Origin of the sequence: Pyxidicoccus fallax (genome assembly GCF_012933655.1) — a bacterium.
GTDB lineage: Bacteria > Myxococcota > Myxococcia > Myxococcales > Myxococcaceae > Myxococcus > Myxococcus fallax.
Map to the genome: position 1 here is coordinate 22,501 of NZ_JABBJJ010000036.1, position 20,192 is coordinate 42,692.

Sequence of the window (20,192 nt, forward strand, 5' to 3'; positions counted from 1 at the left end):
CATTCGACGCCGACAGGCAGTCCAGGGCGATTGGCTGTCGTCCATCCATCGGCGCAGACGCCGGAAAATCGGGCGTGCGGGTGGCTTCGGGTACGGTGGGAGACGCGCCATGCCCTTCAAGTTCGTCCACGCCGCAGACCTGCACCTGGACACGCCATTCCGGGGGGTGGCCGCGCAGGGGCCGCTCCCCGGCCGCTTCCAGGAGTCCACCTTCCGCGCGCTCACGCGCATCGTCGACCTGTGCCTGCGCGAGCGCGTGGCCTTCCTGTTGCTCGCGGGCGACTTGTTCGACGTGAAGGACCGCTCCGTGCGCGCGCGCCTCGCGCTGCGAAGCGAGCTGGCCCGGCTGCACTCCGCGGGCATCCAGTCCTTCATCGTCCACGGCAACCATGACCCGCTCAGCGGAGACACGGGAACGCTGGGCCTGCCCGCGTCGGTGAAGGTGTTCGGCCCGGACTGGGAGGAGGCGGAGGTGGTGCGCGAGGGCCGCCGCCTGTGCCGGGTGCAGGGCGTCTCGTACCCGGACGTGGAGGTGCGCGACGACTTGTCCGCGCGCTTCCGTCGCACCGGGGAGGGCTTCTCGGTGGGGCTCCTGCACGCGAACCTGGGCGGCGCGGAGGGCCACGCCAACTACGCGCCCTGCACGTCGGCGGGCCTGGGCTCGCGCGGGCTGGACTACTGGGCGCTGGGGCACGTGCACACGCGGGCGGAGCACCTGCTGCCCGGCGGCGGCGTGGCGGTGTACCCGGGCAATCCGCAGGGCCGTCACGCCAACGAGGCCGGCGAGCGCGGCTGCGTGCTGGTGGAGGTGGAGGACGGCGGCATGCGGCGGCGCTTCGTCCCGGTGGACGGCGTGCGCTGGCACAAGCTGGAGCTGCCGCTGTCCGGCCTGGGCACGTTGGACGGGCTGCTGGACACGGCGGTGGAGGCGGTGGAGTCGCGGTGCTCTGCGGAGCTGGACGGCCACGCGGTGCGGCTCACCCTCACCGGCCGCGGCCCGCTGCACCGCGAGCTGGCACGGCCCGGCGCGCTGGCGCAGGTGGAGACGGACCTGCGCGAGCGGCTGGCCCAGGGCCACCCGCCGGTGCTGCTGGAGTCGCTGCGGGACAGCACCCGGCCGGAGCTGGATTTGGAGGCGGTGCGGGCCTCGGGAGGCTTCGCCCGCACGCTGCTGGAGGAGGCGCGCTTCCTGGTGGAGAGCCCGGCGGAGCTGGCGCGCCTCTGGGAGCAGGAGGCGCTGGGCAGCCTGGGCCAGCGGCTGAAGCGGCTGGGCGTGGATGCCCTGGAGGCGCCCCGTCCGGAGTGGGTGGTGGGCGCGGGCAGGCACGGCGTGGAGTCGCTCCACGAGGAGGAGGCGTCATGAAGCCAGGGCTGCGCATCGACTCGCTGCGCGTGCTGGGCTTTGGCCGCTTCTCCGGCATGACGCGGGAGCTGGGGCCGGGACTGCACCTGCTGTACGGACCGAACGAGGCGGGCAAGAGCACGCTGCTGGCCTTCCTGCGCAGCATGCTGTTCGGCTTCGAGAAGAACGGGCACCCGGAGCGGTACGAGCCGAAGTCTGGCGGCCCCTTCGGCGGAGAGCTGCGCCTGACGACGGACGTGGGGCCGCTGCTGGTGCGGCGCGTGGCGGCGGGGCGGCGCGCCAAGGGCGAGCTGAGCGTGCTCGGGCCGGATGGACAGTTCCTTCCTCCGGAGCGGCTGGAGGACGCGCTGGGGCACGTGTCGCGCGAGCTGTTCTTCGACGTCTTCGCCTTCCGCCTGGACGAGCTGGCCGGCTTCGAGCGGCTCACCGAGCAGCGCGGCGCGTCCGAGGCGCTGGTGGCCGCGAGCATGCGCGGCGCGCGCAGGCTGCCGGAGGTGGTGGCGCGGCTGCAGAAGAGCGCGGACGAGCTGTACAAGCCGAACGGGACGAAGCCGATGCTCAACGAGACGCTGAAGAAGCTGGAGGAGGTCCAGTCCCGGCTGCGCGAGGTGGGTGACCGGCCCGCGCGCTACTTCGCGGAGCGGGAGCGGCTGGCCACGCTCGGCGAGGAGCAGCGGGGGCTGGACGCGGAGCTGCTCTCGGTGGGCCGCGAGGTGGAGCGGCTCGCGCGCCTGGAGGCGGCGCTGGGAGACCTGGTCGCGCTCGCCGAGGTGCGCGCGGAGCTGGAGTCGCTGCCCGCGCTGGAGCACTTCCCCGAGGGCGGCGAGGCCCGGCTGGAGGACGCGCTGCTGCGGAACAGGAACCAGCGCGCGGAGGGCGCGCGGCTGGAGCAGCGGCTCGCGACGGTGCGCGCGGGATTGGAGCGGCTGTCCACGCCCTCGCGGGTGCGTGGGCGCGAGGAGGCGCTGCGGCTGGCGCTGGCCGCGTATCAGGAGCGCTCGGGGTTGATGCGGGCGCTGCCGGCCCGGCGCGCGGCGGTGGCGGAGAAGCGCCGTCAGGTGGAGCGCGAGCTGAAGGAGCTGGGGCTGCCGGTGGACGGGCCCGGGCTGCTGGCGCTCGACTTGAGCGCGGGCGTGCGCGCGACGCTGGAGGAACTGGCCACGCGGCTTGGCGCCGTGGAGACGGAGTGCCGGGAGGCGTCGGGGAACCGGAGCCGGCTGCGCGCGGAGCGGGAGCGGCTGGACGGCGAGGTGGCTGGCGCCGAGGCGGAGCTGGCGAGGCTGCCGGAGACGCTGCCGGGACAGGTGCGCCAGCAGCAGGCGGGCCTCGCGCGGATGCGCGGGGTGCGCGCGGAGCTGGAGAAGCTGGGTGAGCAGCGCGCCGAGCTGCGGCGCCAGTTCGAGAGTGCCCGCACGCAGTCGGAGCCTCCACCGGTGGAGGTGGTGGTGCCCGTGTGGTGGGTGCCGGCCGTCGCGGCGGTGGTGGTGGTGTTCTCGGTGGTGGCGTGGCTGCTGGCGGGGACGCAGGTGGCGGTGCTGTGCGGCGTGGGCGGCCTGCTGCTGACGGGAGTGCTGGAGATGGCGCGGCGGCGCGTGGAGACCGCGCGCGCCTCGGCGCTGGAGGCCCATGCGGCGCGGCAGCGGGGGCGGCAGCAGGAGGAGGAACGGCTGCGCTCGGTGCTCGTGGGACTGGCCGCGCGCGAGGAGGTGCTGCACCGCGAGCTGCTGGCCTCGGCGCAGGAGGCCGGGATGACGCCGGTGGCGACGCCGGCGGACATGGCTTCGAAGGAGGCCGCGCTGGCGGAGGCGCTGGAGCAAGCCGGACGGCGTGAGTCGCTCGTGCGAGAGCGGGAGAAGCAGGGCGCGGAGCAGGGCCGCGCGCAGCGGGAGGAGCGGCGCGCGGAGGAGGTGCTGCGGGAGGTCGAGCAGCGGCAGGCGGAGCTCGCGCGGACGCTGGCGGGACATCTCGCCGCTCGGAGCTTCCCGGTGACGCTTCCCGCCTCGGCCGCGCTGGCGCTGTGGCGGGATGCCGCGGCGCTGAAGCAGCGGTTGCTCGATGTGGGCACCGAGGAAGCGGCGCTCAGCGTGGATGAGCAGACCTGTGCGCCCGTGGCCATGCGGCTGTGGGAGGAAGCGGTGGCGGCGGGACTCGCCTCGGAGCCGGTGGCGACAGTCCCCTCCCCGAGCACCCTGGAGACCGTGGCCGCGAGGGTCTCCGCCGCGCTGGAGACCGCGCGCGAGCAGGACGTGGAGCACCGGGCCCTGGAGCAGAACCATCGCGAGCTGCTCGCGGAGAAGGCCCGGCTGGACGGCCTGTGCCACGCGGAGGAGACGGCCATCGCGACCCTGCTCGCCGAGGGCGGCGCCACCGATGAAGAGTCCTTCCGCCGCCGCGCCGCGCAGGCCCACCGGTACGCGGAGCTGTCCCACCGCGCGCGAGAGCTGTCGCAGCGCCTCGAAGCGCGCACGGGCCTGTCCGAGTCCCAGGCGCGAGAAGCCCTTCGTGAGACGGGCGGCGAGCAGGGTCTGCACTCCGCACTGGAATTCCAGCGCGCGCGCCACACCGAGGCCCAGCAGCGCCAGAAGGAGGTCCTCACCGACCGGGGCGCCCTCAAGCAACTGCTGGAGCAGTGGGAGAACGACGGCGAGCTGTCGCGGCTGCGCATCGAGGAAGAATCCCTGAAGGCCCGCGCCGCCGAGCTGGCCACGCGCTACGCGGCGGACCGGCTGGCGCTGGCCCTGCTGTCACGCGCCCGCCGCCGCTTCGAGGAGGAGCAGCAGCCCCGGGTGGTGCAGCTCGCCTCCGAGCACTTCGACGCCCTCACCGGAGGCCGCTACCGCCGCGTCATCATCCCCAACGCCGAGGAGCGCGAGCTGCGCGTCAGCGACGGCGAGCAGGACTGGAGCGCGGCCTCGCTCTCCCGGGGCACGCGCGAGCAGCTCTACCTGGCCTTCCGCCTCGCCGTGGTGCGCGACTTCGCGGAGACGCGCGGCGCACTGCCGCTCATCGTCGATGACGTCCTCGTGAACTTCGACCCGGAGCGCGCACGCGGCGCCATCCGCCTGTTCGCCCGGCTCGCCACGCAGCAGCAGGTCATCGCCTTCACCTGCCACCCGTGGCTGCGCGAGCTCTTCGAGGCCGAGGGCGCCCGCGTGCAGGAGCTGGACTCCAGCACGAGCAAGCCCCAGCAGGCCTCCCTCACCGTGCTCCAGGCGGGCTGAGTCCCGCCGCCGCGCCACTGGTACACTCGTGGCGCGGCTCGCGGAGGCTGGATGCGCAAGGGGACGAGGCTGGGAGTGGTCCTCGGGGTGCTGGCCCTGCTGCTGGGGCTCGGTCTCTCGATGCGCAGCGGGCAGCCGGCCCCCTCGCTCCAGCGTCAGTCCCAGGCTGTTCGCCCGGACACGCGCCTCCTTCCCGCGCCTCCGCCCCGTCCCGAGGGCGACCTGCATGTTCGCGGCGTGGTGCTTGGAGAACAGGGCCCTGCCCCCAGGGTGCGCGTCTCCGCCACGCGAGCGGAAGCCGGGCACACCCTGTCCACGCTGTCCTGCGGGGACCTCCTCCAGCGACATGACGAGCTGCCCGCCAGGCTCTCGGACTGCCTCGACGAAGCAGCGAGCGCCGTGCTGGAGCTCGTCCTGTCACGTCAGGGCGAAGCCCTCGTGTACGCGGAGACCGTCACCGCGGACGACGGCAGCTTCAGCCTCGAGGGGCTTCCCGACGGAGACTTCACGCTCTGGGCCGCGGACTCGCGACGCGCGGGGATGTGGCCGGACATCGCGGCCGGCGCGGAGGGACTCACGCTCCGCCTCGGAGCAAGGCGCTGGCTGGAGGGCCTCGTCTCCGGTGAGGACGGAGTCCCCCTGGCTGGCGTCCGGGTGACGGCGCTCCACACGGAACACACCCGCTTCTTCGACACTGTGTCCGGAACGGACGGCCGCTACCGCCTGGGCCCCCTGCCCCTCGCGGACTACCGCGTCGCTCTCTCGAAGGAGGGCTGGCTACCGGAACTCACGCACGGCGCCCCGTACGAGGAGACGACCCTCCGCCGTCCCAGGCGTCTCGTGGTGCGCGTGCGAAGCCAGGGTGCGCCCGCCGCCGGAGCCGAGGTCCGCCTGCGACGGCTGGAAGACGCCCGGGGCGCATCGCCCATCCACCTGGCGGAACAGGTAGCCACCACGGACGCGGAGGGCCGCGTCACCTTCGAACCCCTGTGGCCCTTCGTGCACCGCCTCACGGCCTCCCTCGGCACGAGTCACGCCATCGCCCGGGTGGAGCCGCACGCCCCCGAGACCCAGGTGGTGCTGGAGCTGGGCAACGCGCTCCGCGTCGAGGGCACGGTGCGCGACCGCGAGGGAAGGCCCGTGGCCGGGGCACGGGTAAGGGCCCATCTTGCGGGCGAGAGCGAGGAGGCGCACGAGGCCACCACCGACACCGCCGGCCACTACCTTCTCGGTCCCCTCGCACGCGGCAGCCACGCGTTCCAGGTCTTCGCCTCCGGATACCTCACCGAGGAGCCCCGGTGGCTGAAGCTCGGGCCGGAGACAGGACCGGTGGACTTCGTGCTGGCTCCAGCGGCCCCCATCGAGGGGCAGGTGGTGGACGAGGAAGGGCGTCCTCTCGCCGGATTCCTGCTGAGCTCGAGCTGCCCGAGGGTACGCCTCGCCTGGCGAGCGACAACGTGACCGACATCTCGGATGAGCTGGGCCGATTCCAGCTGAGTGCCCCCACGCCCGGCCCTTACACGCTCACCTTCGGAGAGCTGACGCTCCCTGCTTTCGAGACACTCCAGGTCGAGGCGCCCACCACGGAGGTCCGCTGGGTGATTCCCGGGAAGGCCCGCGTGACGGGGAGCGTCACCGACGAACATGGCGCGCCCGCCGCTCGGGTCAGGATGAGGCTGTGGCTCGAGGCAGACGGGTCGCTCAAGGCCCGGGGCACGACGGATGCGCGTGGGCACTTCTCCCTGTGGGGCTTGTCCCCGGGCCGGTATGTGCTCGAAGCCGCCGAAGGCTCGGGAGAGGTCGAGCGCTTCACCTTCCATGCCTTGGAGTTGCGGGAGCGAGAAACGGCCGAGGTGGACCTGCGCCTGGAGGCGGGCTGGACGCTGTCGGGACGCGCCGTGGATGAGACGGGCCACCCCCTGGCTGGTGTCCACATCCGCGCGCGCGCCTTCCCGGAACACACGCCTTCCTGGCGGCCCGGCGCCTGGGTCCATGAACCCTACGGAACGACTCCTTCCGTCCACACGGGAGCCGATGGCCGCTTCACGCTGCGCAACCTTCAGGGCCGTGAGGCCGAGTTGGAGGTGGACCTGGAAGGCTATCGCGCGCCGCCGCCCGACGAGCTCCGCGTGCGAGAGGGCAGCACGGACCTGCGCGTCGTCCTGCGGCGCATGGCCCGAATCCATGGGCGGCTCCTCGGTCCGGAAGGCGCGCCCATCACCCGCTTCGGTGTGAGCGGCATGGAGGTGATGGACCCGGAGGGCGACTTCTCGGTTCCCATCCGGCGCTCCGGTACCTACCACCTGAAGTTCTCAGCGAAGGGAATGGCCCCGCTGCTCCACCGGGTGCCCGCGAGAGAGGGCACGGACGTGGACATGGGCGAGCTCCACCTGAGCCCGGGACGGAGGATTTCGGGACGCGTGCTGGATGCGGAGACGTCCTCGCCGCTGGAAGGAGCCCAGGTCCTGACCTCCAACCTCCGGAACCCGCGCATCCGGATCCGGTCGCACCCCAACGCGGTCCGCACGGACGTGGACGGCACCTTCACGCTGCCCCACGAACCGTCACGCCCCCTCCAACTCCTCGTGGAGGCGGAGGGCTACCGCGTCCGCAGCCTCGAGCTCGGCGGTGGAGACGTGGACGACCTCACGGTCCACATGGAGCAAGGGGCCCGGGTGATGCTCCTCGCGAAGGACGCCCAGGGGCGGCCCGTGGCGGCCAGCGGCTACCTGGACCAGGAAGGCTCCGGCATGGAGCTGGGCACCTTCTTCTACGCCGAGAATGGCATGGACGTGCTGAGGGGGCTGGAACCCGGCCGCTATCGGGTGCACGCCGGCCCGTCCGGGAAGAATGAGAACCACCTCGTCTTCCCCATCCACTTCGTGGACATTCCCGCCACGGGTGAGGTCTCCATCGAGTTGAGGGCACGCGACTCCGGCGCCACGCTGGAACTGCGCCTGAAGGGCGCCACCACCACCGCCGCCCTGTACCTGGGCGTCGCGCCCAGGCCCATTCCGCATGGCAGCCACTCTTCCCTGCTGAGCCGCGCCCTGGAGGCGGAAGACGTGAGCCCCGGCGTCGTGCGATTCCGCAACCTTCCCCCGGGACGCGCCACGCTCCTGCTCGTGAAGAACGAGGCCATCGTCTACCTCGACGAAGTCGACCTTCCCGCCGAGGGCACGGTGGTACGCGAAGTGACCTTCGACGAGAAGCTCCTCCGCCCCTGAGCGGGACTCCCGAGCCGCGGGCTGAGCCCGGCACTGCTACATTCGTGGCGGGGCTCGGGGAGGCAGGATGCACAAGGGGATGAAGCGGGGGTTGGCCCTCGGGGTGCTGGCCCTGTTGCTGGGGCTCGGGTTCTGGATGAGCCGGGGGCACGAGCCCTCCGCGCTCCAGCGCGAAGCCCACGCGCTCCGCCCGGGCTCGGGCTTCCTGCTCCCCACGCCCGCACCGCGTCCCAAGGGCGACCTGCGCATCCGTGGCGTCGTGCTCGGAGAGCGAGGGCCCCTGTCCGGGGTGCGCGTCTCCGCCACGCGCGCGGAAGCCGGGCACACGCTGTCCACGCTGTCCTGCGCGGAGCTCCTCCAGCAGTCGAGCTGGGGCCGCGCGAAGCTCGCCGCGTGCATGGACGAAGCGGCGAGCACCGTGCTGGAGCTCGTCCTGTCACGTCAGGGCGAAGCGCCCCTGTACGCGGAGACCTCCACCGCGAACGACGGCAGCTTCAGCCTCGACGGGCTGCCCGCGGGAGACTTCGTGCTCTGGGCGGTGGACGCGCGAGGCACGGGGATGTGGCCGGACATCGCCGCCGGAGCGGAGGGCCTCTCGCTGCGCCTGGAAGCGGTGCGCTGGCTGGAGGGCACCGTCCTCGGTGAGGACGGCGGTCCCCTGGCCGGCGTGCGGGTGACGGCCCTGCACACCGAGCACACCCGGTTCTTCGACACCGAGTCCGGGCCGGATGGCCGCTACCGCCTGGGCCCGCTTCCCCTCGCGGACTACCGCATCGCCCTCTCCAAGGAGGGCTGGCTGCCGGAGCTCGTGACGGGCACTCCGAATCAGCAGACGACCCTCCGCCGCCCCCGGCGACTCGTGGGACGCGTGCTGCACCAGGGCGCGCCCGCTCCCGGCGCCGAGGTCCGCCTGCGGCGACTGGAGGGCGACAGAGGCCCACTGTGGATTGACGTCGCGGAACTGGCGGTCACCTCCGACGCGGAGGGCCGCTTCACCTTCGAGCCCCTGTGGCCCTTCGCGCACCGGCTCACGGCCTCGCTTGGCGCGAGTCACGCCATCGCGCGGGTGCGGCCGGACGCTCCCGAGACCCAGGTGGTGCTGGAGCTGGGCAACGCGCTCCGCCTCGAGGGCACGGTGCGTGACAGCGCGGGGAGCCCCATCGCCGGAGCGCGGGTGCGGGCCCATCCGGATGGCAAGCTTTCAGAGGCGTACGCGGCCAGCACCGACGCCGCGGGCCGCTATCGCCTCGGTCCCCTGGCTCGCGGCACGCACCGCCTCGTGGCGCTCGCGCCCCGGTATCTCGATGCGGTGCAGGAGCTGAAGCTCGGCGCGGAGACGGGGCCGGTGGACTTCACGCTGACCTCCTCGGCTCCCATCGAAGGCCACCTGGTCGACGACGAGGGACACCCGCTCGCCGACTTCATCATCGAGCTCCAGCTGCCCGACGGCGCGCCGCGCCTGCCGAATGGCACGCCGTCGACCGTCTCGGACGAGGCGGGCCGCTTCCAGCTGAATGCCCCCGCTCCGGGCCGCTACACCCTCCACATCGAAGACCTGGAGGGCTCCTTCCGCGAGCGCCACCAGGTCGACGCCCCCGACACGAAGGCCCGCCTCGTGCTCGACCGGAAGGCCCGCGTGTCGGGGACCCTCACCGACGAACACGGCGCGCCCGTTCCCGGGGCTCGGATGCGGCTGTGGCGCATGGAAGAGCCGGTGTCCGCCCAGGCCCGGGGCATGACGGATGCGCGAGGGCACTTCTCCCTCTGGGGCCTGTCCCCGGGGCGCTACCTGCTCGAAGCCGCGGAAGGCTCGGGAGGCGTGGAGCGCCTCGCCTTCCACCCCGTGGAGCTGCGGGAGCGTGAAGCCGTCGAGGTGCCCCTGCGCCTGGAAGCAGGGCGGACCCTGTCGGGGCTCGTCGTGGATGAGGCGGGCCACCCCGTCTCCGAGGTCAGCGTCTTCACGTTCTCCTTCGCGGAACACGTCCCCGAGTGGCGGCGTGAGTTCAACCCCCAGGGCACGGATGGACCGACGCCGTCCGTCCGCACCGGAGCCGATGGCCGCTTCACGCTGCGGAACCTCCAGGCCCGCGAGCTCGAGCTGCGCACCCACCGGACGGGCTACGACGAGCCGCCGCCCGAGGAGCGCCGCGTGCGCGCGGGAGACACCGACGTGCGCATCGTCCTGCGGCGCATGGCCCGAATCCATGGGCGGCTCACCGGCCCGGACGGTGCGCCCCTCCGCCACTTCCGGGTGAACGGGGAGCAGACGATGGCCCCGGAAGGAGCCTTCTCGCTGCCCATCGACCCCGCCGGCCACTACTCCCTGGAGCTCTCCGCGCAGGGGATGGCCACGCGGGTTCTCAGGGGGAAGGCACGCGAGGGCACGGACGTGGACCTGGGCGAGGTCCGCATGAGCCCGGCGCGAAGGGTGTCGGGACGCGTGCTGGACGCCGAGACGTCCAAGCCCGTGGAGCGTGCCTGGGTCCTGACCTCCACCTTTCGAGAGCCGAGCTTCCCGGTCCGGACCCATGACAAGGTGGTCCGCACGGATGGGGATGGCGCCTTCACCCTGCCCGCCGAGGAGCCCGGTCCCCTCCAGCTCTTCGTGGAGGCGGAGGGCTACCGCGCGCGCGGCCTCGAGCTCGGGAGTGGAGACGTGGAGGGTCTCACGGTGCTCCTGGAGCGGGGAGCCCGGCTGACGCTCTCCGCGAGGGACGAACAGGGGCGCCCGGCGACGGTCAGCGTCTACCTGGACCGGGAAGGCGCCGACAGGTCGACGCGCGGCACCTACGTCAGCGTCGAGCACGGCAGGAGCGTGATGAGCGGACTGGAGCCCGGCCGCTATCAGGTGCACGTCTCTTCATTCGCGAGGCAGGGGCCCACCCCGGTCTTCCCCATCCCATCCGTGGACATCCCCGCCACGGGCAACGTGTCCGTGGACCTGAGGGCACGGACCTCCGGCGCCACGCTGGAAGTCCATGCGAGGGGTGACGCCACCAGCGCCTTCCTCTATCCGGGCATCGCGCCTCCCATCCGCCTGCATGGCGATTGCGATGAACTGCAATCTCGCTCCGTGCGCCCCACGGGTGAGCTCCCGGGCGTCGTGACGTTCCGGAACCTGCCTCCTGGCCGCGTCACCCTCATCGTCTTGAAGTACCAAGCCTTCATCCACCGCGAGGAAATCGACCTCCCCGCCACGGGCACCGTGGTGCGCGAGGTGACTCCCGACTGGAAGCCCCTCCCAACTCCCTGAGCGGAATTCCCGAGCCCGCCCGCTCCCCTCCCTGGAGCACGCATCTATATGCCTTGACAGGCATATAGATGAATCAGCATATACATCCCATGCTGAGCGCGTTCGAAGTGGTGGCGGAGCCGAACCGCCGCCGCATCCTGGACTTGTTGCGCGAGGGCCAGCGTCCCGTCGGGGACCTGGTGGACCGGCTCGGGCTGACGCAGCCGACCGTGTCCAAGCACCTGCGCGTGCTCAAGGATGCGCGGCTGGTGGACGTGGAGCAGGACGCGCAGCGGCGGCTGTACCGCCTGCGCCCCGAGCCCCTCGTGGAATTGGACTCGTGGCTCGCGCCGTACCGCGAGCTGTGGTCCCGCCGGCTCGACGCGCTGGAGCGACACCTGGACACCATGGCGGACGAACCGCCCGCCCCCACCCGCCGAAGCCCGGCCCCGAAGAGGAGGAAGCGATGAAGAACGGAACCCTCACGACGAAAGGCAACCAGGTCGAGCTCCGCTTCGAGCGGCGGCTCGCCCACCCGCCCGAGAAGGTCTGGCGCGCGCTCACCGAGGCGAAGGAGCTGGCCCAGTGGTTCCCCGCCCGCATCGAGGGCCGCCGCGAGGCCGGCGCCGAATTGCGCTTCTTCTTCGAGGAGGGGGAGCCCTCCACCGGGAAGATTTCCGTCTTCGACCCGCCGCGCCTCCTCGAATACACGTGGGAGGGAGACCGGCTGCGCTGGGAATTGCGCCCCGAGGGCGCCGGCTGCCTGCTCGTCTTCACCACCATCCCCGGTGACCGCGCGAATGTCGCCCGCGACGCCACCGGCTGGCACATCTGCCTCGACAACCTGGAGGCCGGCCTCGACGGCAACCCCGCCGCCGCGTTCGACAAGGAGCGCTTCTCCGCCCTCAACGCGGAGTACGCCGCGCGCTTCGGCCTGGGCGCCTTCCCCGCCTTCATGACGGGCGCGGCCAACCGCGTCGCTCCCGCCTCGCTGCGCATCCCCGGCGTGGAGGCCTTCGTCTTCGACGGCGCCGACGGCACCCAGCTCACCCTCTGCCACGCGAAGAGCGACGCGGAGACCGGCGAACAGTGGCGGGACTCCGACGAGTACCTCGTCGTCCTGGAGGGCCGCTACGTGGTGCGCATCAACGGCATGGACATCGAGCTGGGCGCCGGGCGGGAGTTCATCATTCCCCATGGCGCCAGGACCTCCGGCAGATTCAGCGCCGGCACGCGCACGATTCACGCCTTCACCGGCCAGGGCCTGAAGCGCGCGGAGTCGTAGGAGCCGCAATGATTGGGAGGCGCACCGCCTCCCGAAGGTCCCCGCCGACCCGTCCTGACGGACTGTGTCACCGGCGTACGCGCCTGCGTTCGTCTCCGACGCGAGCCACCACCACCCACGGTCCGTTTCCTCACACGGGCAGAGCGCCTCCCTCGGAGCGCCCGGCTCATTACAACCAGCACGGCATCTGGCAGCCCTATTGCAAACGGGGCCTCTCAGCAGAACCGAGAGGAACACCGCCATGCCCCGTATCGCGAGCACCGAAGTCGTCGTCCCCAAGTCCCTGTCCGTGGAGGAGCGCGAGCGTCTGACGGACGCGCTGTACGCGGTCCACCAGCAGATTTTCGACGGCGTGGAGCGGGAGTCGTTCGCGAAGTACGTGGTGGAGTCGAAGGCGGAGCAGACGTGGATTCAGGTCCACAAGAACGACGCGGGCGACATCGTGGGCTACTTCGCGATGCACGTCTTCGAGAAGCCGCTGAACGGGGTGAAGACGGCGGTGTTCCGGGCGGAGGCCGGCTCGCTGCGGGCGTACCGGGGGGCCAACACCAGCTCGCGCCTCGGACTGTCGCTGATGCTGAAGTACCTGCTGCGGCACCCGGGCCGGCCGACGTACTACATGGGCTCGCTGGTGCACCCGTCCAGCTACGCGCTCATCGCCAAGTACTGCACCGAGGTGTGGCCGCGGCGCGAGCAGCCGGTGCCGCCGGAGCTGCTGGCCTTCATGGACGGGCTGGCCACGGAGTTCGGCCTGGAGAAGGTGGACGCGGCCAACCCGCTGCTGCGCGAGGTGGGCTGGCGCACGCGCGAGTCCGAGGTGGAGCGGGAGTACTGGCGGCAGTGCGACAAGCCGTCGGCGCGCTTCTTCGTGGAGGCCAACCCCGGCTACGTGGAGGGGCACGGGCTGGTGACGCTGGTGCCGGCGACGGTGGCCAACATCCTGGGCTTTCTGCGCGTGATGGGCGGGCGCCAGCTGCGCAAGCCCGTGGACGGCGCGCTGGCGCTGGCGCGGCGGCTGCCGGGCGGCGCGCGGCTGCGGCGCACGGAGGTGGCGCGGCGGCTGAAGGCCTCTCCGACGTTCGCCCACTTCGACACGCGGGCGCTGGAGTCGCTGGCCGTGCGCGCCCAGGTGCTGGAGCTGCCGGCGGGCCGCTACGTCTTCCGCAAGGGTGACGCGAGCGACGAGCTGTACCTGCTGGCCCGGGGTGCGGCGTACGTGCTGGCGGAGGACGGCGGGGGCGAGGAGGGGGTGGTGAACCAGCTCGGCAGCGGGACGGTGTTCGGCGAAATCGCGATGCTGGCGGGCGAGCGGCGCTCGGCCTCGGTGCGCACGGCGGCGGCGTCCACGCTGGTGCGGATTCCGCGCGCGGCGCTGCAGCCGCTGCTGGACGCGGACGCGGGGCTGCGCAAGAGCGTGTGGAACACCTTCGCGGAGCGGCGCTTCGACGACCTGGTGCGGAGCCAGGACCGCTACGCGCACCTGGACCGCAAGACGCGGCTCGCGTGGCTGCACCGGGGCGAGCAGGTGGAGCTGGCGGCGGGCGAGGAGCGGATGCTGGAGGCCGGCTCGCATCTGCTGATGCTGGCGGGCGCGGTGGAGCTGTCCCACGCGGCGCCGCGAATGACGGTGCGGGGCACGCTGCTGCTGGAGGTGGAGCGCCCCGTGCGCGTGGTGGCCCAGGAGGGCACGCGGCTGGTCGTCCTGCCGCGCCTGTCCTCGCCGGAGCTGCTCCGCGCGCTGGCGGTGAACGACGCGGAGGCCCTCTCCCTGTCCGTGGCCACGGTGCAGGTGCCTCGCGCGGCGGCGTGACGCTGCCCCACCCCACGAGCCGCCACACGGCAGCCGTGACGCGAGCCCGGGCCGACTCGCGTCACGCCCACAGGCGCCGCGCAATCACCTCGTCCAGATTGCGCTTATGGAAGACCTCCTCGAAACCGCCGCCGAGCACGTCCGCCGGCAGACAGGCGCCGAGGGAAATCGCCCGCACGCGCTCCGGCTCGCCGCGCGCCTCGCGCACCGCCGATTCCAGCGTGCGCAGGTAGTGGCGCGCCGAGCCGAGCGTGCTTGAGGACACCACGCCGCCGTGCCCCTGGATGACGCGCGAGCGGCCCCGCGCCTCCACGCGAGCGAGCGCCGCGTCGATGTCCGCCGGCGCCCCGTAGGCGAAGTACGCCATGTTCCCCACCGCCGTATCCGCGGAGAACAGCAGGTCCAGCGCGGGCACGTCGATGTTGAGCGTGCTCTGCGTATGCCCGGTGTTGGGGAACACCTCCAGCGCGTGGTGTCCCCACTGGAGGCGCAGGGGCGCGGACACGCGCAGCTCCGGGGCACGGAAGAAGCCGGCCTCCTCCTCCGACTGGTAGCGCTCCGCGCGGAAGGTGTCCTCCAGGCGCTCGTGCGCGAGCACCAGCGCCTCCGGGAACACCTGGAGCCCCGCGAGGTGGTCGCTGAAGCCGTGCGTGGAGACCACCAGCCGCACCCGGGCGCGCAGCTCGTCCTGGACGAAGCGCCGCAGCGCCTCCGCGTCCGCCCGGCTGCCGAGCGCGTCCACCATCAGCACCTCGGGGCCGTTGAGGAACAGGGTGGCGTTGGAGGCGTAGGTATCCCCGATGACGACCAGGACGTCCGGGGCCAGGGATTGGGTCTTCAGGCTCATGGAACGCACCTATCCCCAACTTCTCCACATGAATCCAGCGCATCGTCCGCATGAATCCATGCGAGAATCGAATGAATGATTCTGGACGTCAGACACCTGAGGCTGGTGGCGGCGGTGGTGGACACGGGCTCGGTGACGGCGGCGGCGCGCGTGCTGCACCTGTCGCAGCCGGCGCTGAGCCACCAGCTGCGCGACGTGGAGGAGCGACTGGGCGCCGAGCTGTTCCAGCGCCAGGGCCGGCGCATGGTCCTCACCGCTCCCGGCCGGCGGGTGCTGGAGGCCGCGCGCAAGGTGGTGGCCGAGGTGGACGCCGCCGAGGCGGAGGTCTCCCGCATGTCCCAGGCCTCCCAGGGCCTGCTGCGGCTGGCCACCGAGTGCTACACGGCCTACCACTGGCTGCCGGGCGTGCTGCGGCGCTTCTCCGCGAAGCACGCGGGCGTGGAGGTGCGCATCGCCGTGGACGCCACGCGCCGGCCGGTGGAGGCGCTGCTGTCCGGAGAGCTGGACCTGGGCGTCGTCAGCGGGCCCGTGCGGCACCGCCGGCTCGAAGGGGCACCCCTCTTCGAGGACGAGCTGATGGCCGTCATGGCGCCGGACCATCCGCTGGCGAAGAAGGGCGTGCTGCAGGCGGCGGACTTCGCGCGCGAGCACGTGCTGCTCTACAGCATCCCCCTCACGGAGAGCACCCTGTTCCAGGAAGTGCTGGTGCCCGCCGGGGTGAGCCCGGCGCGCGTGTCCCGCGTGGAGCTGACGGAGGCCATGGTCGAGATGGCCAAGGCGGGCCTGGGCGTGGGCCTGTTGGCGCGCTGGGCGGTGGCGCCGGAGCTGGCGAAGGGGACGCTGGCCGCCGTGCGCGTGACGAAGCACGGGCTGCGCCGTCACTGGCACGCGGCCTGGCCGCGCACGGTGCGCCCCGCGCCCTACCTCACCGCCTTCGTGGAATTGCTGGCGAAGGCCGGACCACCGGGGCGTTGAGCAGCGAACTCCGCTTCCCTCCGGCGCGCCGGGCTGTGGCAGACTCCGCGCGCCATTCGACTCCTACTGTCCATCCTCTTCTGGTCGTTCCTGGGGCTCTCCTGCGTGGTGCTCTTCGCGGGGGCCGTGCTCATCTGGCTCGTCACGCTCCCGTTCGACCGGAACGGGCGGGTGTTGCACCTGTACTCGTGCTTCTGGGCGCAGCTGTACTTCTATGTGAACCCGCTGTGGCACCTGAAGGTGGATGGGCGCGAGCGCCTGCCGTGGAACGAGCCGGCGGTGCTGGTGGCCAACCACGAGTCGCTGGGCGACATCCTCGTGCTCTTCGGCCTGTACAGCCCCTTCAAGTGGGTCTCCAAGGCGGAGAACTTCAAGCTGCCGTTCATCGGCTGGAACATGCGGCTCAACCGCTACGTGCCGCTGGTGCGTGGAGACCGGGCCAGCATCATCCAGATGATGGCGAAGTGTGAGTACTGGCTGGCGCGCCGCGTGCCCATCCTCATGTTCCCCGAGGGCACGCGCTCGTTCGACGGGAAGGTGAAGCCCTTCAAGGACGGCGCCTTCGTGCTGGCCATGAAGATGAAGTGCCCCATCATCCCCGTGGTCCTCACCGGCACGGCGCGCACGCTGCCCAAGCACGGCCTGGTGCTGAACGCCACCTCCCACTGCCACGTGCAGGTGATGCCCCCGGTGGACCCGGCCGCGTTCCCCGACGTGGCCACCCTGCGCGAGCACGTGAGGGACCTCATCATCGCGGAGAAGGCCCGCATCGAGGCGGAGCTGCCCACGCCCGCCCAGGCGTAGGCCCCCGGAGACCTCGACCCACCGGCCCTGCTACCCTCGCGGGGGGCGCACGGGAGGGGTGCATGCGAATGCGGTCCGTCGTGGTTGTCGCGCTCGGCGTGCTCGTGCTGGGCGTGGGGGTGGCGCTCGTCTTCTCGCGTCTCCAGTCCCCGTCGCCCACCCCGGCCTCCACCGCACGCGGTCTGAAGCGAGCGCTCCCCGGCCCCAGCACGCCCACGCCGCCGCCTCGCGGTGCCCTGTCCATCCGGGGCCGCGTGCTGGACAAGCACCGGGCCCCCGTCCCCGGCGTGGAGGTGTCCGCCACGCGTGCCATGCCCGGCGAGTCCCTCTCCGAGCTTCCCTGCGACGAGAAAGCTCCCAAGGTGCCGCTCTCCTCCGCCGCGTGCGAGGGCGCGGCGACGGAGGTGCTGCTGCAGCTCATCGAGGAGGAGCGCGGCGGCGCCCCCGTGCTCGCCCGGACCACCAGCGCGGAGGACGGCACCTTCCAGCTCGACGGGCTCCCCGAGGGCACCGTGACGCTCTGGGCGCTCGGCAAGCGGGACGCGGCGCTGCGGCCGGACGTGTCCACCGGAACCGACGGCGTGGAGCTGGTCCTCGGAGAGGGCGTGTCGCTCGCGGGCCGCATCGTGGTCGAGTCGGGCGCGCCGCTCGCGGGCGCGAAGGTGACGCTCTTCGACGTGGAAGGCTCGCGCTATTTCGAGCTGCTCACCGGCGCGGACGGCCGCTTCGCGTTCGGCCCGCTGCCGGACGTCCTCTACGGCCTCGTCGCCTCCAGCCCCGGCCTGATGCCGGTCTACCTGCCGGCCGTCACCCCGGAGCGCCTGAAAGAGGACCTCGTGCTCCACGCGTCCCGGCGCCTCGTCGGCCGGGTGCTCGCGGAGGGCAGGCCCGTCGCGGGGGCCCAGGTGCGGGTGGAGGCCACGTCCCACGTCACCACGTCGGACGCCCAGGGCCGCTTCAGCATCGAGCCGCTCGCCCCAGGCGACTACGTCGTATGGGGCGAGCACGCGGACCAGCACGCCCTGGCGCGGGTGACCCTCGATAAGGCACGGGAGACGGAGACCACCCTCCACCTGGGCACCCTCCTCTTCGCCGAGGGAACGGTGCGCGACGAGGCCGGCAACCCCGTCGCGGGTGTCGTCGTGGAGTGCAAGTACGAGATCGCCGAGCTCTGGCTCCCGAGCGCCACCACGTCGGCGGATGGCCGGTTCCGGCTGGGGCCCGTGCCTCGCAGCGACTTCCTCCGCTTCATGGTGCGCTCCGATGCGCACCTGCTCCACGTCGAGCTGAAACGCCTCTCGCCCTCCGGACCGCCCCTGGACTTCACCCTCATCCGGGCCGTCCTCGTCGAGGGCCTCGTCACCGACGACGAGGGACAGCCGCTGGAGGGGGTGGATCTCTACACGAAGGGGGTGGAGCTCGACACGGAACGGCGGGTGGACCCGCAAGGGACGAAGCACGGCCCGGATGCCGAGGAGTCGATCATCATGGACCTCTACCACCACGAAGAATCGGACGAGACGGGCCGCTTCCGGCTCAAGGTCCCCGCGCCGGGCCGCTACCGCGTCACCACCAGCGCCGTCAACCGCATCCCGCTGGAGGTGGCGGTGGACGCGCCCGCCACGGGAATCCACCTCCGGCTGCGCGAGGGCGCCACGGTGGAGGGCACGGTGGAGGACGCGCGCGGCGAGCCCCTGCCCGAGGTGGACCTCGTCCTGCGCCTCGGCCCCGGCACCGGCGCCAGCCCTCAGGAGACCGCGAGCGACGAGAAGGGACGCTTCACGCTGGACCGCCTGCCCCCCGGCACCCACACGCTGGAGGCGACGCTCCGGATTGGCGGCGCCGAGCACCGCGCCTCGCGCACCGTGGAAGTCTCGGGCCCCGGCGTCGTCTCCGTCACCCTGCGCATGGACACGGGCCAGTCCGTGTCGGGCCTCGTCGTGGACGAGCAGGGCCGTCCCGTCCCCGATGCCGAAGTGGAGGCGTATGCGCACTTCGACGAGGAGGACGAGCACCCGGGCGGCTCGCCCGCCACCGCGAGGACGGGCCCGGACGGACGCTTCACCGTGCACCACCTGGTGGAGGGTGCCGTCGTGCTCTCCGCCGACAAGCCCGGGTACGAGATGGACGCCTCGCGGTCCTCCCGGCAGGACCTGCGCGTGACGGCCCGCACGGGGGCCAGGGACGCGCGGCTCGTGCTGAACTACCGGGGCTTCATCTCCGGGCGCGTGGTGCGCGCGGACGGCGCTCCCGTCACCCGCTTCGCCGCCGGCATCGACTTCCTCGGCAACTTCGTGAGGAGCGAGGATGGCTCCTTCCGGTTGCCGATGACGCAGCCGGGTGCCCGGAGGCTGCGCATCCAGGCGCCGGACTTCGCGCCGTACGAGCGCGACGTGGAGCTCGCGGAGGGACAGGACCTGGACGTGGGCGAGGTGCGGCTGGAGAAGGGACGCCGGGTGCGCGGCCGGGTGGTGGACGCGGAGACCTCCGAGTTCCTGGCATCCACCACGGTGCTGCTCCGCCTGGCGGAGCGGCCCCCCGGCGAGCCGAAGCATCTCAGCCTGGACTCGGTCGAAACCGCCCACGACGGCACCTTCTCGTTCGGACCACTGGACGCGCGTCCCATGCTGCTGGAGGTGCTGGAGCAGGGCTATGTCCCCCTGCGCCAACCCATTGGAGAGGGAGACTCGGAATTGGAGCTGCGCCTGTCCCGGGGCGCGCGGGTGGAAATCACCGTGAGGGACCGCGAGGGCCGGCCCGTGGAGGCCACCGTCCAGCTCGTGCCCCTCGGTGGAGAAGCCATGAAGGCGATACCCCTGCATGGCCTGCCCACCTCGACGCGGATCGACATGCTCGAATCGGCGGCGCTGCGGTTCCTGGACGAGGGCGGCCTTCGCTTCACCACTTCCGGAGGCGCCTACACCGCCCGGGGACTGTTGCCGGGGGAGTACGCGGCCATGGCCGTGGACGTGCCGCCGGACGAAGCGGGGCGTATCCGACACTTCCTCGCCCAGCGCGTGCGCGTTCCCTCCCATGGCACGGTGGCGGTGGTCCTCCCGGAGCGGTCCGGAAGCACCAGGCTGCGCGCCGTCATGTCCCGGGAGCACCTGCCAGGGCGCCCGCAGAAGGTGCGCCACGGGCTGGTCCCCGGCGCCGTGCCCGCCTCCGAGACGTATGAGGACTTGCTGCTGCGGCTGGCCACCCAGAAGCTGCCGCTCACGTACGACGACATGTCGAGGGCCGGGGCGTATGAGCAGCTCCCGGCCGGCCGCTACACGTTCCTCCTGCTCGTCAGGACGGAGGACGGGCGCCACCTGGCCTGGAGCCGGGAGCTGGACCTGCCCGGCGAGGGGACCGTCACCCTGGAGCTGGCGCCCGACTTCCGGCCCGTGCCCGCCACCCGGTGAGAGCGGCCCGCCCCCCACCTC

General features: G+C 72.4%; 12 protein-coding genes. 11 read left to right on the forward strand and 1 reads right to left on the reverse strand.

All coding sequences use genetic code 11. The features are described 5' to 3' along the window. Positions 1–109: 109 nt before the first annotated feature. From HG543_RS10615 to HG543_RS10650, 8 genes are all read left to right on the forward strand, one after another. The gene (locus tag HG543_RS10615; protein WP_169344595.1) at positions 110–1,363 is read left to right on the forward strand and encodes a metallophosphoesterase family protein; all 1,254 of its coding nucleotides are present in this window, start codon (positions 110–112) and stop codon (positions 1,361–1,363) included. Further along, on the forward strand, positions 1,360–4,584 hold the full coding sequence (locus HG543_RS10620) for an AAA family ATPase (RefSeq protein WP_169344596.1): 3,225 nt from the start codon (positions 1,360–1,362) through the stop codon (positions 4,582–4,584). The genes HG543_RS10615 and HG543_RS10620 overlap by 4 nt, the downstream gene beginning before the upstream one ends. 51 nt (positions 4,585–4,635) lie before the next feature. Further along, a complete protein-coding gene (locus tag HG543_RS10625) occupies positions 4,636–6,045 on the forward strand; it encodes a carboxypeptidase regulatory-like domain-containing protein (protein WP_169344597.1) in 1,410 nt (469 codons plus the stop codon). Further along, on the forward strand, positions 6,042–7,811 hold the full coding sequence (locus tag HG543_RS10630; protein ID WP_169344598.1) for a carboxypeptidase regulatory-like domain-containing protein: 1,770 nt from the start codon (positions 6,042–6,044) through the stop codon (positions 7,809–7,811). The genes HG543_RS10625 and HG543_RS10630 overlap by 4 nt, the downstream gene beginning before the upstream one ends. Positions 7,812–7,890: 79 nt before the next feature. Continuing rightward, positions 7,891–11,064 (forward strand): carboxypeptidase-like regulatory domain-containing protein, encoded by a 3,174-nt coding sequence (locus HG543_RS10635; RefSeq protein ID WP_169344599.1) that lies wholly within the window; start codon positions 7,891–7,893, stop codon positions 11,062–11,064. 89 nt (positions 11,065–11,153) lie between these two features. Further along, the gene (locus tag HG543_RS10640) at positions 11,154–11,513 is read left to right on the forward strand and encodes an ArsR/SmtB family transcription factor (RefSeq protein WP_169344600.1); all 360 of its coding nucleotides are present in this window, start codon (positions 11,154–11,156) and stop codon (positions 11,511–11,513) included. Beyond that, on the forward strand, positions 11,510–12,328 hold the full coding sequence (locus HG543_RS10645; RefSeq protein ID WP_169344601.1) for an SRPBCC domain-containing protein: 819 nt from the start codon (positions 11,510–11,512) through the stop codon (positions 12,326–12,328). The genes HG543_RS10640 and HG543_RS10645 overlap by 4 nt, the downstream gene beginning before the upstream one ends. A 241-nt stretch (positions 12,329–12,569) precedes the next feature. Next, entirely contained in the window at positions 12,570–14,138 is a 1,569-nt protein-coding gene (locus HG543_RS10650) for a cyclic nucleotide-binding domain-containing protein (protein ID WP_169344602.1), read from the forward strand. A 61-nt stretch (positions 14,139–14,199) separates the two neighbouring features. On the opposite strand, the gene HG543_RS10655 is transcribed toward HG543_RS10650, so the two are convergent. Continuing rightward, positions 14,200–14,985, reverse strand: a complete 786-nt coding sequence (locus HG543_RS10655) for an MBL fold metallo-hydrolase (RefSeq protein WP_169344603.1) — start codon at positions 14,983–14,985, stop codon at positions 14,200–14,202. A gap of 75 nt (positions 14,986–15,060) precedes the next feature. Here HG543_RS10655 and HG543_RS10660 point away from each other — a divergent pair, with 75 nt between their 5' ends. The 3 genes from HG543_RS10660 to HG543_RS10670 all read left to right on the forward strand — a co-directional run bounded on the left by HG543_RS10660 (position 15,061) and on the right by HG543_RS10670 (position 20,171). Next, entirely contained in the window at positions 15,061–15,960 is a 900-nt protein-coding gene (locus HG543_RS10660; protein ID WP_211193844.1) for a LysR family transcriptional regulator, read from the forward strand. A 108-nt stretch (positions 15,961–16,068) separates the two neighbouring features. Continuing rightward, the gene (locus HG543_RS10665) at positions 16,069–16,764 is read left to right on the forward strand and encodes a lysophospholipid acyltransferase family protein (protein WP_343073322.1); all 696 of its coding nucleotides are present in this window, start codon (positions 16,069–16,071) and stop codon (positions 16,762–16,764) included. A gap of 62 nt (positions 16,765–16,826) precedes the next feature. Then, a complete protein-coding gene (locus HG543_RS10670; RefSeq protein ID WP_169344604.1) occupies positions 16,827–20,171 on the forward strand; it encodes an MSCRAMM family protein in 3,345 nt (1,114 codons plus the stop codon). The last annotated feature ends 21 nt before the right edge of the window (positions 20,172–20,192 follow it).